General features: G+C 70.6%; 12 protein-coding genes and 4 pseudogenes. 6 read left to right on the top strand and 10 right to left on the bottom strand.

Translation table 11 applies throughout. The annotated features are described in order from the left end of the window. Nucleotides 1-174: 174 nt before the first annotated feature. The 6 genes and pseudogenes from ACZ4WV_RS17575 to ACZ4WV_RS17550 form a co-directional block, all read right to left on the bottom strand. Nucleotides 175-792, bottom strand: a complete 618-nt coding sequence (locus tag ACZ4WV_RS17575; protein WP_465747550.1) for a hypothetical protein — start codon at nucleotides 790-792, stop codon at nucleotides 175-177. A 378-nt stretch (nucleotides 793-1,170) separates the two neighbouring features. Beyond that, nucleotides 1,171-1,344, bottom strand: a pseudogene (locus ACZ4WV_RS17570) (IS5/IS1182 family transposase); the annotation flags it as partial. Nucleotides 1,345-1,442: 98 nt separating this feature from the next. Beyond that, a pseudogene (locus tag ACZ4WV_RS17565) lies at nucleotides 1,443-1,658 on the bottom strand (integrase core domain-containing protein); the annotation flags it as partial. Then, nucleotides 1,659-1,871, bottom strand: a pseudogene (locus tag ACZ4WV_RS17560) (GTP cyclohydrolase I); the annotation flags it as partial. A 221-nt stretch (nucleotides 1,872-2,092) separates the two neighbouring features. Then, entirely contained in the window at nucleotides 2,093-2,548 is a 456-nt protein-coding gene (locus ACZ4WV_RS17555) for a DUF6098 family protein (RefSeq protein WP_465747548.1), read from the bottom strand. Nucleotides 2,549-2,606: 58 nt separating this feature from the next. Beyond that, on the bottom strand, nucleotides 2,607-3,023 hold the full coding sequence (locus tag ACZ4WV_RS17550; protein WP_465747546.1) for a CBS domain-containing protein: 417 nt from the start codon (nucleotides 3,021-3,023) through the stop codon (nucleotides 2,607-2,609). A gap of 896 nt (nucleotides 3,024-3,919) precedes the next feature. Between ACZ4WV_RS17550 and ACZ4WV_RS17545 the strand changes: the two genes are divergently transcribed. Further along, nucleotides 3,920-5,515, top strand: a complete 1,596-nt coding sequence (locus ACZ4WV_RS17545; protein WP_465747544.1) for an eCIS core domain-containing protein — start codon at nucleotides 3,920-3,922, stop codon at nucleotides 5,513-5,515. 499 nt (nucleotides 5,516-6,014) lie between these two features. Here ACZ4WV_RS17545 and ACZ4WV_RS17540 read toward each other — a convergent pair whose 3' ends face one another. Next, entirely contained in the window at nucleotides 6,015-7,442 is a 1,428-nt protein-coding gene (locus tag ACZ4WV_RS17540) for a glutamate decarboxylase (protein ID WP_465747542.1), read from the bottom strand. Nucleotides 7,443-7,824: 382 nt separating this feature from the next. After that, nucleotides 7,825-8,157: a hemerythrin domain-containing protein gene (locus tag ACZ4WV_RS17535; RefSeq protein ID WP_465747540.1), complete on the bottom strand. Its 333-nt coding sequence runs from the start codon at nucleotides 8,155-8,157 to the stop codon at nucleotides 7,825-7,827. An 815-nt stretch (nucleotides 8,158-8,972) separates the two neighbouring features. Here ACZ4WV_RS17535 and lepB point away from each other — a divergent pair. Both lepB and ACZ4WV_RS17525 read left to right on the top strand, forming a co-directional pair. Continuing rightward, complete coding sequence (lepB, locus tag ACZ4WV_RS17530; protein WP_465747538.1) at nucleotides 8,973-10,697, top strand: signal peptidase I; 1,725 nt, start codon at nucleotides 8,973-8,975, stop codon at nucleotides 10,695-10,697. A 271-nt stretch (nucleotides 10,698-10,968) separates the two neighbouring features. Next, nucleotides 10,969-11,099: pseudogene (locus ACZ4WV_RS17525) on the top strand (IS5/IS1182 family transposase); the annotation flags it as partial. On the opposite strand, the gene ACZ4WV_RS17520 reads toward ACZ4WV_RS17525, so the two are convergent. Together ACZ4WV_RS17520 and ACZ4WV_RS17515 are read right to left on the bottom strand one after the other, a co-directional pair. After that, nucleotides 11,091-11,486, bottom strand: a complete 396-nt coding sequence (locus tag ACZ4WV_RS17520; RefSeq protein ID WP_465747536.1) for a hypothetical protein — start codon at nucleotides 11,484-11,486, stop codon at nucleotides 11,091-11,093. The pseudogene ACZ4WV_RS17525 and the gene ACZ4WV_RS17520 sit on opposite strands and share 9 nt — an antisense overlap. 552 nt (nucleotides 11,487-12,038) lie before the next feature. Continuing rightward, entirely contained in the window at nucleotides 12,039-13,436 is a 1,398-nt protein-coding gene (locus tag ACZ4WV_RS17515; RefSeq protein ID WP_465747535.1) for a UDP-N-acetylmuramoyl-tripeptide--D-alanyl-D-alanine ligase, read from the bottom strand. Between the two features lie 1,713 nt (nucleotides 13,437-15,149). On the opposite strand from ACZ4WV_RS17515, the gene ACZ4WV_RS17510 reads away from it, so the two are divergent. From ACZ4WV_RS17510 to ACZ4WV_RS17500, 3 genes are all read left to right on the top strand, one after another. Beyond that, nucleotides 15,150-15,854 carry a hypothetical protein gene (locus ACZ4WV_RS17510; RefSeq protein WP_465747533.1) on the top strand — a complete coding sequence of 235 codons (705 nt, stop codon included), beginning with the start codon at nucleotides 15,150-15,152 and terminating at the stop codon, nucleotides 15,852-15,854. A gap of 650 nt (nucleotides 15,855-16,504) precedes the next feature. Continuing rightward, nucleotides 16,505-16,750: a hypothetical protein gene (locus ACZ4WV_RS17505; RefSeq protein ID WP_465747531.1), complete on the top strand. Its 246-nt coding sequence runs from the start codon at nucleotides 16,505-16,507 to the stop codon at nucleotides 16,748-16,750. A gap of 119 nt (nucleotides 16,751-16,869) precedes the next feature. Next, on the top strand, nucleotides 16,870-17,076 hold the full coding sequence (locus ACZ4WV_RS17500) for a hypothetical protein (protein ID WP_465747529.1): 207 nt from the start codon (nucleotides 16,870-16,872) through the stop codon (nucleotides 17,074-17,076). Nucleotides 17,077-17,108: the final 32 nt, after the last annotated feature.

The following is a 17,108-nucleotide window of genomic DNA, read 5'->3' as shown; positions in this document are numbered from 1 at the left end:
CACTACATGCGGCGAAGTCATCCGTTGGTGGGACGGCCCGGCCAAGACCGCTCGGCCAAGACCGCCCGGCCAAGACCGCCCCACACCCGCACCCACCCCGCCAAACTCCCCTCAATCGCGCCGTTGACCAGCGGGAATGGAAAAAATCCGGCTGAAGTGCGCGATGCCTGCGGTTCACTCGACGGGACGTGGATAGCGTGCCGCTTCCTCTTCCCGCCGCGGCACCTTCGACGAAGACGAACCGTTCGTGTTCAGGCCGGACAAGTCGTAGGCACTGCCGCCTTCGCCCCCGGAGCTGTGCCCGCTGGAGCCGCTACTACCGCCGGAGTGATGCCCACCGGCGCCACTGCCACCGGAACCACTACTCGAGCCTCCGCCAGACCCCGACGAGTCACCCAGCGCGACAAGGACCACCACCACGACGAGCAACGCCGCGGCGCCCATCACCAGCCCGCCAACCAGCGCCGCGGCCGGCACTGCCAGCAGCAGCGTCACTTTGCGCCGAACGAACGGCCGGGCCAACAGCACGGAGCCGACCACGAACAGCACGATGCCAGCCGCCAACAACGCGATCCCCGCCTTGGCATGCAAGGACTCGTGCCACGCCAGACGCACGGTGGCGAGCGTGACCAGCCCACCCACGTCCTCATGCTTGACCCTCGCCGCCACATACGCGAGCGGCCCCCCGATGCCTATGAACTGCAGGCCCAAGCCGCCGACGACCCATCGAGCCCGATGGGCGACGGACCCCAGACTCCCGCTGCGAACCGCAGCATCCTCCCCGGATTTCATGCCCAAAGCGTATGAGACACCCCCGGCCCCAGGAACCCCGAGACCGAAGACTGCGTCCTCGTCGTCCAACACTGAACCAACCAGGGACCACGGAGCAGCACCAACCGATCCGGTGGACGGGGCGCCGGCACCGACACACGGGCGTCGGGCTCCGAACGGGGAGTAACTCGAACTGGATGCAGTCGGGTCGCTGACGGGACGTCAGGGCTATAGAGAGGACCCGGCAGTGGCCGTCCGCGCTCAGTGGACTCTTGTGGTGATGCCCCGCGTGAGGGGCGAGCACCTCACCTCCCGTACCACCTCCGCCAGCAGGGCGACCAGTTCCGCCCGGATCCGAGCAGTCCTGACTGCCTGGGAGGAGCCCTCTCTGACGCGCGGGGGCGGCGAGTGTCGGGCACCGGCCGCGTGCTGGTGAGCGAGCACGGAGGTGGAGTCCACGGACACGTCCCAGTCGATGTCCCCGGCCACGTCCGCCTCGGCCTGCACCCGCTGGGGCAGCCGCTCCCACGTTCCATCCGCCGACCAACGCCGATGCCGCTCGTGAACGGTTTCCCGGTGAGCACCGTCAGATCACCCCTGTGACCCCACAGTCATATCAATCTCACCGGGTCTCCAGGCCACGGCCTAGCTGTGCATCTGCCGGAGCTTGGTTACATCCGGGCCTGGGCCTTCTGCTTGAGGCGTTCATAGGGGGTCTGGCCACCGAGAGCGCCGGGTGGGCGGTGGTAGTTGTAATAGTCCTCCCATTCTCGGAGTTTGTCGTTGAGGACGCCGGTGTCGTCGATGACGACACCGGCGAGCATGCGGTAGAGCTCCTCGGCGCCGATGCGGTGGGGGCGTTCGACCTTGCCGTTGAGGTGTGGGGTGACGACGCCGACGCCTTTGGGAACGAGGGTGTTCTGGATCCAGTCGGCGATCTGCTTGGTCAGGCGTTCCTGAACCTGGGGGCGGCAGGCGAAGTGCTCGACGATGCGGGCGAGTTTGGACAGGCCGAGGATCCGCCGGCCGGGCAGGTAGCCGACGTGGGCGATCCCGACGAAGGGCAGCAGGTAGTGCTCGCACACCGAGCGGATGGGGATGGCGCCGGGGTGAGGCGGAGTTGGCGAGGACGGAGGAGGGCGACGCCGCGGCGAGTGGTGGGTGCCGGCCCGGCCAGGGGCAGGGCGCCGAAGACGGTGTGGGCGTGGGTGCCGGTGAGTTCGGTGGGGACGAGGTTGACCTCGCCGAGGATGCGGGCGGCGGAGGCAACGCGGTACCCGGCGGACGGCGAAGGCGGCCTCTGGCGCTTGCGCCGGCGGTGTCACGGCCGGCCGGTACGGCGCAGCGGACCCCAGGCGCCGGGCTGGTGCGTGATCTCGTGTTCGGCCTGGGCGATGACGTCGGGGCTGATGCGGGCGAGCGGGCGGGCGTCGGTGAGCAGCGGTTCGTTGTCCGGTCCGCGGCCGGTCTCCGTGCCGGTGAGGATCCAGGGATGGACGCCGGGGGCCTTGTCGCGCCGTAGGTGGCAGTAGTCGTACAGGCGGCGGGCGACCCACAGGCGCAGCGGGCGGTCCTGCCACCAGTCCTCGACAGCGAGCGGGGTGACGGACAGCCCTGGCAGGGGGACACCGGTGAGGTCGTCGAGGCTGCGGCTGTCGTCGGTCAGGTCGGTGTCGGGGCCGCGGGACCAGCGCACGTACAGCCGGTCGGGATGGGTGCGCAGGAGGTCGGCGAGGGCGTCGAGGGTGGTGATGTCGGGGTGGGGGAAGAGCGGCATGGTCGTGGGTCCGCTGGGTGAGGGGGCCGGCCGGCCGGTGGGCAGTGCGGCGGGGTGGTCAGTCGGTGGAGATGGCCTCGAGGAGGTCCCCGACCTTGGCGTCGGGCAGGGCGCGGGCGACGTCTGCCAGGGCGACGATGCCGACCAGGCGGTGGCCGTCGATGACGGGCAGCCGGCGAACCCGGTGGGAGCCCATGGTGCGGAGGATCTCGTGGGCGTCGTCGTCGGCGCCGATGGTGACGGCCTCACCCTGCGCGAGTTCGCCGGCCTTCACCCGGGCGGGGTCCTTGCCGGCCCCGAGGACCTTGACGACGATGTCGCGGTCGGTGAGGACTCCCTTGAGCTTGTCGTCGGTGCCGCAGATCGGCAGGGCGCCGACGCCCAGCTCGGTCATCTTCTTGGCGGCCTCCAGGACGGCCTCCTGCTCGCCGATGCACTCGGCGCCTTCGGTCATGATCTCGCGAGCCGTGGTCATGGTGTTCTCCTCTCGTTGCACGGGTCACGGACGACCTCGTCGGGCTGCGCGGGGCCCTTGCGTGGGGCCCTGCGGCGGCGTTGCCGGTGTCGTCCGCCCTCTCGCCAGCTCGGCTGCCCACCGGAGCCCGGGTCATGCCTGCCGACTCGGCTTCGCAGCGGCTGCCTGCGAATCCGCCAGGCCAAGGCCCGGCACCGAGGGCCGTTGGTCCCGCCAGCCGAGGTACAACGGCCCATTTTGCGAGTAGTCCAACAGAGAACCCGACCGCCGGCCCGGACGAATCGGCGGCCGGGGCGGAGACGGCGGCGCGGGAGACGCGGGAGGAGCCCGCGCCCGTTGGCGCGGTAATCCCACCCCCGCAGGCACCAGCGTCGGAGGCCGGGGCGGAAAAGGCGGCACCGGAGGAATCGGCGGGCGGCAACGGAGCCGGCGGCAACGACGGCGCCAGCGGACCCCGAGCGCTCGGCGAGGGGCTGCTGGCCGGCGTGTGCCCGGCATTCACCAGCGCCCCGGGGCGATCGACCTGAATGAGGCGAGGAGGATGCTCGAGGCTGGCAGTCAGGTCAGCACGGGGCGACGTTGCTGAGATCGAGCAGCTTGCTCGGAGACTGCGCGGGCTGGCATTGAGGCCCGAGCCGTCCGCGACTGAAGGACCTCGCCCGTTTGGTGGCGGATGGTCAGGCGCTCCACAACGCGTCGTTGCCGCACCTGACCTCGAAGTGCCACCAGCGCTCCTCCTTGCCGCCGCGGTTCAGGAGCTTCTTGCATGGTGTGGCGGCGGGGCGGAATCCGCTGTCCGGTCTGCCCTCGGTATTGCCCTCGCAGCCCTCTCTCCCGGCGGTCGGAGGGTGCTATGAGTGGAGACCGGACCACCAGCCACAGGAGCCAGAGCCACCATGAAACGCGAACGCGAACAGCCGGGGCGGCCCGCCCCCGCGCCCCGGGGCGCCCGGACGGGGCCGCGGGCCCAGGGGGCGTCCCCGGTGCCCGGGCATCCCGCGCCCGGCCCGGAACTGCTCGCGACGCTGCAGCGCTCCGTGGGCAACGCGGCGGTGACACGGATGGTGCAGCGCTCCTTGGCACAGGGCTCCGGCTCCGCGCAGGACCCCTCCGTACAGAGTTCGTCCGTGCAGCGGGTGCTGGCTTCGCCGGGGCAGCCGCTCCAGCGCGCGCTGCGCGACGAGATGGAGGCCAGGCTCGGCGCGGACTTCTCCGACGTGCGGGTCCACACCGACCAGGCGGCCCAGCGGTCCGCCGCCGGGATCGGCGCTCGGGCCTACACCTCGGGCAACCACGTCGTGGTGGGGCCGGACGGAGGGGACAAGCACACGCTCGCCCACGAACTCACCCACGTGATCCAGCAGCGCACCGGCCCCGTGTCCGGCACCGACACGGGTGACGGCCTCAGGGTCAGCGACCCCTCCGACCGATTCGAACAGGAAGCGGAGGCCAACGCGGCCCGCGCGATGTCCGGCCCGGCACCGGCGGACCACGCGCACACCATGGAGCCGGCGCACGCGCACGGGCGGCGCGGCGAGGTGGCCGTCCAGCGCGTCCTGGGGCCGGGGCTCGCGAAGGACACCCCCGTCGTCAAGCACGAGGACGAGGCGGACAGCCCGATGGGCTACAAGATCGTCAATTCCAAGTTCAGCTCCTATCTGATCGTCGGCGACGACGGCAAGAAGGTCCGTGCGACCCCGATCGCCAAGGAGTGGGGCACCGTCGAGGGTCGCGAGGAGTCCCGCAGGGCCTATCTGGCCGCCCGCGAAGTGGAGTTGGCCCCGGAGGCCGTCGCGGCCAGGCAGAAGCAGCAGGACCTCGACCTCGGCGAGAACTACCTCAGTGCGGACTACCGCCGTATCAACCCGCTCCTCGCGGCCTTCGAGATGGTCGGCTACACCCCTGACGAGATCATCCAGCCAGGCTTCTCCTACAAGCCGAAGGAGGCGCAGGTGCTCGCGGCCTGGCGCGAGGTGGCCGTCGCGCGTAACTACGCGGACGAGGCCCTCGCGGAGGGCTGGGACGCTAATGACCTCCGCAACACCTTCGATATGTTCGCCCGGATCAACGGCGTGTGGAGCGACTTCTCGACACCGCCCGCGAATGCGGAGGGAAAGGTCGTGCGCGGCGACAGCAAGTACCTGTACGAGTCGTTCGGCGGCGTCCTGAAGCACGAGAACCACCCGGACGGCGGCTACGTCACGATCAACAAGACGATCACCTGGCCCGCGATCCTGTCGACCACATACGGCGATCCGCTGACCCACTCGTACGTGGCGGGCAAAGAGATCGTGTGGGAGTTCAGCCTGCCGGAAGGCCACCAGGGACGGGCGCTGGGCAAGAACAACCAGTCCGAGCAGGAGATGACCTTCCCGGTCGGCACCAAGATCAAGGTCAAGCAGATCCTGGTGCGCAAGGGCGATCACCAAGGGGACATGGAGAACAAGTATGGAAAGAGCGCCGTGGTGATCGTGTTCGCCGACATTCTCTGATGGCGGACGAGGTCCAGGGCGGCACGTCGGCGCCGTGGTTGAGCGCTCGTGCCAGGTGAGGGCCTGGACAGGGTTGGACAGGGCTAGGCGGGCGGCCTGGTGGTAGCCGGAGGCGGGCAGCTCGCGTTCCCGACCGCCGGGCACACGAGCCTAGGCACCGGCTGCCGGTACGGCCCGGCCGGCCTCCCGCTGGCCGGGCCGTTGCGGAACGAACCCGCGTCGTTCCCGGGCCCGGTCGCGGCCGACGTCAGTTTCGCAGTGGCCGTGCGGCACGGGTTCCTGGGGCCCGGAGCGTCGGAAGTCCGGTGATGATGCCTGCGCCTGAAGCTCGGGCGGGCACCTGCCCAGGCGCGGAGTCGAACAGTGCTGTGCCGGCCGGGATGGCCGGTTATGAGGGTCGTTCGTTTGGACATGCGGAGGATCGTCGCGGTGCGGGCTGGGCAGCCGAGCAGATGATGCGCCGTAGGCGCCGTGACCCGCAGCGCGGCATGCCGGAGCGTCAGCTGCGGCCTGGATGCTTGGGGTTCTTGGTTTCTGCGCCGTGTGCGAAACCGCCCGCGTCGTTGGCGCTGCGCTGCGGGCCGTTCTGGTGTTCCAGGCGCTCGAGGACGCGCTTGAGATCGGTCAGAAGCAGGTCTGCGAGGTCGTGGCTGAAGCCGTTGCGCGCGACGATCCGCAGGACCGCCAGGTCGGTCCGGTTCTTCGGGAAGGTGTAGGCGGGCACCAGCCAGCCGCGCTCGCGCAGCGCGGCGGAGACGTCGAAGACGCTGAAGGCCTCGATCCCCTGGCGGACGCGGAAGGCGAAGACGGGGGTCTGGCTCCCGTCGGTGACCAGCTCGAACGGGCCGAGCTTGGCGATCTCGGCGGCCAGCCGGGTGGCGACGTCGCGGCAGGTCTGCTGGACGCGACGGTAGCCGTCGAATCCGAGTCGCAAGAAGTTGTAGTACTGGGCGACGACCTGGGCACCCGGGCGGGAGAAGTTGAGCGCGAAGGTCGGCATGTCACCGCCCAGGTAGTTCACGTGGAAGACCAGGTCGTCGGGCAGGGCCTGCTCGTCGCGCCACAGCGCCCAGCCGACGCCGGGCATCACCAGGCCGAACTTGTGGCCGGAGGTGTTGATGGAGGCGACACGCGGCAGCCGGAAGTCCCAGACGAGTTCCCGGTCCAGGAACGGGGCGATCATCGCGCCGGAGGCGCCGTCGACGTGGATCGGGATGTCCAAACCCGTGCGCTCCTGCAGGCCGTCCAGAGCAGCGGCGAGTTCGGCCACGGGTTCGTAGCTGCCGTCGAAGGTGGAGCCCAGCACTGCGACAACGCCGATGGTGTTCTCGTCGCACAACTCGACCGCGGCCTCGGGGGAGAGGTGGTAGCGCTCGCCCTCCATCGGCACGTAGCGGGCCTCCACGTCGAAGTAGTCCGCGAACTTCTCCCAGCAGATCTGCACGTTGATGCCCATGACCAGGTTCGGCCTGGCCGTCGGCGCCTCGCTGCGGCGGCGCTGCTGCCAGCGGCGCTTGAGCGCCAGGCCGCCGAGCATCGCCGCCTCGCTGGAACCGGTGGTCGAGCAGCCCACCGCCCGGTGGGAGTCGGGGGCGTTCCACAACCGGGCGAGCATGTGCACGCAGCGCGTCTCCAGCTCGGCCGTCTGCGGGTACTCGTCCTTGTCGATCATGTTCTTCTCGGCGCACTCGGCCATCAGCCGCAGCGCCTGAGGTTCGGCCCAGGTCGACACGAACGTGGCCAGGTTCAGCCTGGCATTGCCGTCCAGCATGAGCTCGTCGTGCACCAGCTGGTAGGCGGTTTCCGGCTCCATCTCCCCCTTCGGCAGGGCATCACGGGGAACCTTGACGGGCTCGCGGCTGAAGACCGGGTTCAGTTCCAGGTCACGGCTGGGGCGATCGTTGTGCTGGCCTCGCTTGAGCGGCATGCTCGGCGTCCTTTCGTCGACTCCTCAGGGGGCGGCCGCCATGCGGCCACGGGGCGTACGGCGGGCGTCGTGATCACCGGCGCGGGTCCGCTGCGCGGGCACCGCCGCCCGGTGCGCGTGCAATCGGGGTGTCGTCACCCCCGGGCGTCCAGCGCGTCGGCGGGTTCGTGCTTGGTCATCGGCGAGCGTCCCGGGATCTCCGCCTCCTGGGCCTGGCGGTACAGCTCGTCCTCGGTCGGAGTGTTGCCCCCGTGACGTTCGACCGCCTCCCGCTATGCCTCGGCGAGCGCTTCCTCGCGCCGCTCCTGGAACTTTGCGCCGAGTTCCCGCAGCCCGCCGCTCGTCCACCGCCTGCCGCAGCGCGGGCAGGATCTCGGACTCCTCAGTCTCGACGTGGTGCCTGACCGCCTCGACGAGCTCGACGACCAGGGTGTCGAACTTCGTCGACTCCGGATCGGTGGCCTGCAGACGTTTGATCAGGTGCTCCGCCTGCTCCTGCTCGTCCTCGCTGTGGCCACCTGCGCCGTCTCCCCGGGCGCCTGCTTCGTGACGACGGGTACACCCACTCCTCCTCGGCCCGCGAGTGGACGATCAGCAGGGCCGGGACCCGGTCGAGGACGGCGACCCGGTCCCCGCCGACCGCCCGCAAGCGCTCGAACAGCTTCTCCACCTCGCGGTGGTCCGCGGTGATCAGCTCAACGACATTCTTCGGCATGTGTTCTCCCAACGATCAGGCTGCGGCCAGGTGCACCGCCTACCCCGAAAGGGCGCCGGCACGCTGCCCCCACCCCCGAGCATGCCGCCATCTGCCCAGGATCCGGTTGTGCAACGCGGATCGACACCGAGAGGCCCGGTCGGCCGATGCCTGTCTCGTCTACGAATCCGCGGTCCGGACGCGGCTTCCCACAGTTGCTTCGGGCAAACGACGGCCACGGGCAGGGGCCGACAGGGTGCACAAGGCCCAGCCGACCCGCCAGGCACGGCACTCCCATTTCTGCCGGGACAGGCCCGCAACCAGGTCGTGGAACGGGTGGTCCAGGGCCCGGCGAGTGACAACGGTGTCGTGGCGAGTGGCGGCCACGACATGGAAGACGTCCGCCTGCTCCAACTCGCAGCGCCGGCCCCTGCTGTAGCCGTGGCCGGCATCCGCGGTCACCCAACGGAACGGGACCCGGCCGTCGATCGCGCGGCGGACCACGCCCTCGCGAGCTGGACCTTGGTGGCGAACCCGACGTTGTCACCGATCCCCGCGGCCCGGCGCTCGCGGTCGTCCGTCCAGGACTTCGGGGGATACAGGGCCCGGTCGATCCCACGCGCCGAGCACGTGTCGTTGCTGGAGACGCTGCCAACGTCGGAGCAGGAACAAGGCCGTTCGGGCTCCTTCGCGGCGGCGAGGCTCAACTCCGAGACCGACCGGGTGCGTTCGGCCACCGGACCGGCTCGGGGCAGTCTCGCCCGGGGATCAAGGTGGGGTTACATTGGCACGGTTCAGGGTGCGGCCGACGGCGTGCCGGATCAGCGCGGGGAGGGATGGGCGTGCGCGTACTCGGGGACCGGTACGAGCTGGTGTCGTTCGTGGGCCGGGGAGGCATGGGTGAGGTCTGGGAGGGCCGCGACCGTGTCATCGGACGCCGAGTCGCCGTCAAACTCCTTCCCTACCGCCGGGACGACCCGAGCGCCGAGTTGTTCTTCCGTGAGGCGCGTACCGCCGGCGGGCTCAGTCACCGCGGGGTCGTCACCGTCCACGACATCGGCCAGGACCTGGGCGAGGGAACGCTCTTCCTGGTCATGGAGTTCGTCGTCGGCCGGGACCTGGCCACGGTGCTGCGCGAGGAAGGGCCGCCGCCGGTCCCCGTCGCGGTGGGATGGGCCGCCCAGTTCGCGGACGCGCTGGCCGCCGCCCATGGGGCGGGCATCGTGCACCGGGACCTGAAACCGGCCAACCTCATGCTCACCGAAGGCGGTGACATCAAGATCCTCGACTTCGGGATCGCCCGCTTCATGGAAGCCACCGACAAGTCCAGCCAAGTCATGGGCACTCTCGCCTATATGGCGCCCGAGCGGTTCGAGGACCACAGCGGTGACGCCCGCACCGACCTGTACGCGTTCGGCTGCGTCCTGCATGAACTCCTCACCGGCGGCACGCCGTTCCAGGCCAGCGGCGCCGTGTCCATGATGACCGCCCATCTGCACAAGGCGCCCGTGCGGCCCGGCGAACTGCGGCGCGGGGTTCCCGAGGCCCTCGACGACCTGGTGCTGCGACTGCTGGCCAAGGACCCCTCGGACCGCCCGGCCTCGGCAGCGGCCGTCCACGCCGAGCTGCGCGCCCTGGACACGTCGCCACCATCGGCACCGGCCGTCCCGGTCTCCCCGTCGGCCGCGATCGGCCTCGCAGCGGCCATGGCGCCCGGCCCGGGATCGGCCCTCGCCGCCGAACCGATGCCTCTCTCGACCCCGCACCGCCTCCCCACGCAGCCGGCGTTGCCGCCCAGACCAGCGGGGCAGCCGGATCCCGGACCGCAGGCGAAGCATCAACTCCCGGGCCGGCGCCGCGCGCAGCGGATCGCCCGGCGAGCGGTCCTGGGCGTCGGCTGCGCCCTGCTGCTCGGCGGGTTCACCTGGGGCGCCATGCAGTACGAGTCGTACACCGTGCCCTCCCAGTCGATGGCTCCGACCCTCCTGAACGGTGACCGGGTGCTGACCCGGCACGTGGACGGCAACGACGTCCACCGGGGCGACGTGGTGGTCCTCAAGGCCGGGGCGTGGGACACCAAGCCCATGGTCAGGCGCGTCGTAGCCGTCGGTGGTGACGTGGTCGCCTGCTGCGGCGACGGCGGCAAGCTATCGGTCAACGGAGAGCCGATCACGGAGGCGTATCTGCGCAGCAGCGGGTCGGCCTCCGCGATGCCTTTCGGGCCGGTCAAGGTACCGGACGGCAGGCTCTTCCTGCTCGGTGACAACCGGGAGGACGCGGTGGACTCCCGCATGCACCTGCAGGACGGCACCTTCGGCACGCTCCCGCTGACCGCTGTGTCGACGCACGTCGATGCGGTCGCCTGGCCGATGAACGGAACGTTGAGTCCCGCCTCCGGATTCGCCGCGTTGCCCGGCGGCATCTCCGAGCCGGGGCCCTTCGACGTGATCCTCGGGACCACCGTGACGGGTGCCGTGCTGACCCTGGTCGGGGCGGTCTGGGGGCCGGTGGGGCGGCTCGTCGGCAGGAGCCGTCGTCGAGAGACGTCCGCCGGGCGGTGAGGTCTTCGGCCAGCTCACCGGACAGCCGTCGCCCGGGAGCTGAAGGTTGACGCCAGGTGTCACTTCTGGCGTGGTCACGGTCCCGGTTTCGTCCTGTTTCGCACCGGCCGTGTGAGGCGTGGGGTGTGCGCCGGGGTTCGCCGGGCGGCGTCCTCGCCGTGCTGCTGTGGTGCGCAGCGCGTCGGCCGGATTCGCTCTCTACGCCGGTCACTTCGCCCCCTAGGCCCGCCTGCGCGGCTCAGTGGACGGCATCGTCGTCTTCCTCGTCCGGCACGACGTCACCCAGCTCATCCCGCTGCTCGACGCCATTCCCCGCATCCGGGGCCTGCGTGGACGCCCCCCCAGCGGCTCTTCGCCGACCGCGGCTACGACTCGGCGTGGGCACGCCATCGGTCACCGCTCGTCCGGTGGGCGCGCGGTAGGGCCGTGAGCGGGCTCCCGGCGCTGGACGACCGCCCATGCCGTCAACCAGGCTGCCTCCTTGACGGCGTCGAGCAGGTAGGTGGCGGGGATCCGGCGTAGCGGTACGTAGACCAGGTCGGCGGCCAGGAAGGTGAGCGCACTGCCGACGCCGACACGGCGGGCGTGCCGCATGCCCTCGGTGCTCGGTTCGGCGAGCAGCAGGCTGATGCCGGTGGCGGCCAGCAGGGCGCCGTTGGTGCGTTGCAGCCAGCGGTCCGTCTTGGCACCGTAGACCGCTTCGAAGGTTCTCAGCGACAGGATGGGCCACAGGCCGCCCACCAGGTTGAACAGTCCTTGGGAGCGCGCCACGGTGACCGCTTCGGGCATGACCGCCTCCTCGCTCGGGTTCTTCCGGCCAGGCGGCTGCCCCGCTCGGGGCGCCCCACACTCCGGACGCGTCGGCTGCGTCGAACGGGGTAGGCGTGGGCCATGTCCGACAGCTGGGGTGGGGGTGGTTTCGCGAGCGGGCCGGAGCGACTGGCGTTCCAGGCTGCTCGCGTCGTGAGCCACGTGCGAGGGCGGCCCGCCCTGCATCCGCACGGGGTCATTCTCACGGGCCACCTCACGGTGGCGCCCTCGCGGCCGCGGTGGGGGACGGAGTGGCTCGACCGGCCCGGCACGTACGCGGTGACGGCCCGGTGGTCCCGGGCCGCCGGCCTACCGCAACCACTGCCTGACGGGCTCGGCCTCGCGCTGCGATGCGAGGACGTCGACGGTGCCGGCCACCCGGTGGACCTGCTGCTGACCAGCAGCGGCCGCAGCCGGCTCGGCCGCCACCTTCCGGTTCCCGGCCGGGTGCCGGAGCGGCCGTTCACCGGGCGTGGTGGCCGAGCTCTACTCTCCTGCACGCGGACGCCGGCGCCCGCTCCGGCCGCATAGTCAGCGCGCGACGCCCCCGGCGTCGGGCTTGGCGAGCCGCATCGCGGTGTCCTCGAGCCCGACGCTGTGGGAGCCCTTGATCAGCACCACGTCACCGGGCCTGAGGTAGGTCAGCAACAGGTCGAGGGCGGCGTCCCGGTCCGCCACCAGCGCGGCCGTCACACCGCCCTCGACCGCGCCCGCGTGCACCAGGGCGGCCTCCGCCCCGCCGACCGCGATCAAGTCCGTGACACCGGCCCGGGCCACCATCCGCCCCAGCTCCGCGTGGTAGGCGTTCGACTCCTCGCCCAGCTCCCGCATCTCACCCAGCACCGCAACCGTCCTCCGCCCGTCACCGGCCATCGCGGTCAGCGCGGCCAGGGCGACCGCCATCGAATCGGGGTTGGCGTTGAAGGCATCGTTGATCACCGTCACCCCGTCCGGACGCTCGGTGACGTCCATCCGACCCGGTGTCAGTTGCCGGGCACCGCTCAGCGCCTCGGCCGCCTGCCGGACGCCCGCACCGAGGCCGATGGCCACGGCAGCGGCGGCGACCGCGTTGGCGACGTGGTGGGCGCCGTGCAGCCCCAGCGTCACGCGGGCCTGCTCGCCCTCGTGGGTCAGGGTGAACGAGGGTCGGCCCGCGGCGTCCAGCTCGATGTCGACGGCCCGCACGTCCCCGCCGTCCAGGCCGAAGGTGAGGACCGGCGCGACCGTGCGCGGGGCCATCGACATGACGTACGGGTCGTCGGCGTTCAGAACCGCCAGGCCGTCGGCGGGCAGGGCCTCGACGAGTTCGCCCTTCGCGGCGGCGATCGACTCCTTCCCGCCGCCGAACTCGCCGACGTGCGCGGTCCCGACGTTGAGCACCAGGCCCACCTTCGGCGGGACGATCCCCGTCAGGTATGCGATGTGCCCCTTGCCGCGCGCGCCCATCTCCAGTACCAGCAGCCGGGTGCCCTCGTCCGCCCGGAAGACGGTCAGCGGCAGGCCGATCTCGCCGTTGAACGACAGCGGGGTGGCCACCGTCGTGTCCATCGTCTGCAACACCTGGGCCAGCAGGTCCTTGGTGCTGGTTTTCCCGGCCGAGCCGGTCAGGCCGATCACCGTCGGCGCGTTCAGCCGGGCCAGCACCGCGCGGGCCAGCGCGCCCATCGCGTTCTGTACGTCCCCCACCACGATCGCCGGCACCCCGACCGGCCGCGCGGCCAGGACCGCCACCGCGCCCGCGGCCACGGCGGCCTCGGCGAAGCGGTGCCCGTCGGTGTGCTCACCGGGCAGCGCGATGAACAGCGCCCCCGGCTCCACCAGCCGCGAGTCGATGACGCCGGGCCGGTCCACCACCGCGTCCGGGTCCGGGACGTCGTGCAGGGCGCCCCCGACGGCCTCGGCGATCTCTTGCACGGTCATGGGGACCACGGTGGCTCCGATCCATCGACACCCGCCCCGCTTCGGGGCGTCTTCCACCGACGCTATCGGCTCCCCAGGCCCTAGCTCGAAGTCCCACGCCCGCCGGGACCCGTCCTTCGGCTGGGCGGCGCCTCGTTGAATCAGGCATGAGTACCCGACGCTTGGCCCCTACCGGTGGGAGGGCACCGAGCTGCTCCCCCCGAAGAGTCTTCGGCGTTCAGTGAGATACGCGGCGAAGAGCTGCGATGTCGCCTCGCCGTATGCCACCTCCCGTGCATCGACTTCGTGGTGACGGCGCGCAGGTGGATCAGCCAGTAGGCCGGCTCGAAGTCGCCGACGTCGAGCTGGACGAGCTCCTCACGCCGCAGGGCGCCGTCATGGGCCAGGGCGACGACCACAGCGGCTGACATGGTGTCCGCGATACGGGGCAGGACGCAGGGACCGGTGCCGTGCTCGACGATTCCTGGGAGGCGTGGATGGCCGTGTCGATGATTCTGCTGCTGGTTCCGCTTGGGTTGGCGATGGTCCTGGCCGTGACCGCTCCCTCCGCCGCCCATCGGGGTCGGCCGCGCAGGTCCGCGGCGCAGGGGGTTCGGAAGGATGTCCAGGGGCCGCGTCACGCCCGCACCCGCTGCTGAGCTGGCCCGTCACCGGGGATGGGGGCACCGGCTTGACGTGATCGATGGCTGCTTCGGCTGGCGCCGTCATATCGACACACAGCAGGGGCGCCAGCAAAACGGCGGCTGGTATGGCATTTCGAGCTCCTCTTGAAGCCTTGCCCGCGCGTCAAGCAATGAAGACCCAGCGCTGCCCACCGCAGCCGCCTGCGTTCCGCGTGCAGCCGCAACCGACGTCCTGAGCTGGTCATAGCCGTCCCCGACACCGCCGGTAAAATCTCGGATGCCAGATCAGCGACCGGTGAGAACGGGCGAGCTGATCCGTCCGGGTGGTGGTCAGGTTCGGCGGGGCGGGTAGAGCCTCCGGCATGGACGACACCCTCGACCAGGCGCCCGCGCCGGCGGGCCGTCCGGCTGCGCCCGCGTCCCCGCACCTGCTGATCCGGTCCGCGTGATCGACCCGGACGCCCTCGTCCGGTTCGCCCCTGCCCGAATCCGCGGCGCCGCCGCAGACCGGCTCGCCATCGAGGAGACCAGCCGATGAACCAGCCCGCAGCCCGTCGACACCCCGCAGTGGGGCGAGCAGGTCCGCTGCCCCGAAACCTTCCGGCTGCCAACGTCCAGTGCAGCCTCCCCCGAAAGCACCAAGAGACGCACCACTACTGCGACGCCGTCGAACCCGCCGTTCGCCGGCCCGTCAGCGGCGACGGCGGCGCGGAGCGCTTCGGCAGGACGGCGACGGCTTTTGGTTCCCCCCAGCAGAGCGGGGAAGTCCGATGAGCCAGCCCCAGCACGCCAGCCGTCCGGCACTTCGTCCACTGCCACCTCTACGACGGCTCCGACTGCGCCTGCAGTACCCCCGCCAGCACCTTTGTCCAGCGAGCACCTCTCCTTGGAAGGGATGATCGTCCGGGCGACCTGGCAGAGCCGGCGTGGGTGACTCGTCCCAGTCGACGGTGTCGCCCGGTGTTCTCGGTTCCCCGTGCAGGACCGAGAGGCGGGTGATGGCCGGATGGACCATGGGTATTTCCAATGGAAGGATCATCCCTGTCCTGTTCGCTGGCGCGCCTGCCAGTCACGCACACGCACGATTCCGGGGGGAACGATGACGACGCGCACCCACGCACTGTCCGCTGCCACGGCCCTGGTCGGGGCCGCGGTACTCCTGCTCGCCGGATGCAGCAAGGAGGTGCCCGCCCTGAGGTTCGGCTCCGCGCAGCCGTCGGGGAACCGGCTCGCCGCGCAGCCGCCGTCGGGTCGCTCGCTGGCCCTGGCCCAATGGCCGCGCGGCTGCGAGGTGCTGAGCGACGCCGAGATCAAGGCGATCCTTCCGCAGGCCGACGGCATCAAGCGACAGCCGGTCAAGGTCACCGTGATCAACTTCAACCCGCTGTCCGAGGCAGATCAGGGCACGACGGGCGATGTGCCCGAGGGCGGCTGCAAATTCAGCTTCGGCCTGCCCGACAAGTCCGAGAGCACCAGCAACAGCAGCATCAAGCTCACCTTCACCGCTGTCGCCGATCCCGCGCTCGTCGCGAAGAGCTATGCCGATGACCTGGCCCACGCCCGTGACGACGCGACCAAGTACCACAAGGAGTTCGAGGACCTCGGCACTTCACTGGGCCCGCAGGGCTGCTACGCCGGCGACCTTTCCAGGGGCAACCTGACCTGTCACCAGGGACCGTACGAGTTCGAGGTGGGCGGCACCTCGACGGCCAGCGGCCTGGGGGAGTACCTGAAAGCGGACCGGAACTGGAGCGACAAGGTGCTGCGCCAGGTTGCACGCACCCTCAGCGCGCGCATGCCGTGATGGCGGCGGCGATCGGCGGCTCGGCATTCGGCTGATCGCCGGCAGCGGGTGGGCCGAACAACGCCGGCCCGACGGGCAGGCCGCCCTGGCCGACGGGTCGTGACCGCTACGCAGCTGGGGAGTGGGCGAGGGCGTCACTCGCACGCAAAGGAACAGGGCCTGTACCTGGGCTCTGCCGTGGCCGTCGGCGAGGAACTGTTCGCCGAGATCGATCTCGTCCTCGGCCACAGCTGTACGTGTCCCAGCCCGGCATGGAGAAGACCCCCCCCAGCGGGCATGCGGGTGCGCAGGCTCGGCAACGCGTCGGACAGGCCGCGGCGGCGCTGGACTCGTGTAGACGGGCCGTAGACGATCACCCACGCACCTTCGACGTGGTGCTCGACGACGTCCATCCGCGTCCTGGCTGCAGGACGTCGACTGGCCCTGTTTGTCTCCCTGGCGTCCTGATCACATAACGGCAGGTCAACGCTCCTGTGGCAGACGTCACTTCATGTCGCTCGTTTTGCAGCTCCGCACCGGAGAAAGGTGTCATATGCAACGGTCCACGGGGCCGGTACCGGGTGGCAGGGGCACACGCTGCTCCGTGCCCCCGGGTGGAAAGCGCCCGCGCCCCGCGGGGTGTGCTCGACAACCCGATGAAAGAGGGAAGAATGCGCAATTTCACGCGTGCAGCCATTGCCGGCGCCGGCCTCCTGGCCCTCTCCGGCACCGCCGTCGGCGCGGCTCAGGCCGCTTCGGCGGTGCACCAGGGACAGGACATCGTAGTCCCGGGCACCACCATCGCGGACTGCCAGGCCGTCGGCAACAAGCTGGTCTCGCAGAACCTGATCGTGTCCTACAACTGCATGATCAACCCTGACGGCACAGTCTCGGTCACCCCCTACTACAACGACTGACCACCGCCCAGCTACGCAACGCGCTGACGGGCAAGAGCCCGGACGCGAGCTGATCGCTACTGGAGAGGGCTCGGCTCCCCATTGCGGGGGCCGAGCCCTTCCAGGTCGAGAACGTCCGCATGGCCTACGTCTTCTACGAGAGCGGAGTGTCGGTCAGCGTGATGTCCACCCTCGACGACGCCGGGAAGCGGGCCGTCGGATTCAAGCTCTCCGAGGGGATGGAGGTCCCGGAGGAGCTCGCGTCCCGGTTCAAGTTCGCCCGGCAGAAGTCGAAGCTCGCCGGTACCATCCGCGGCTCGTTCTTCGTCATCAAGAACGAGTACTGATCACGACCCGCCCCGGCGTCCGGCGGGGCCGG

It is taken from the genome of Kitasatospora sp. NPDC029312 (genome assembly GCF_055569215.1).
The sequence above is the reverse complement of the archived record's forward strand: the minus strand, read 5'-3'. Positions and strand labels throughout refer to the sequence as shown.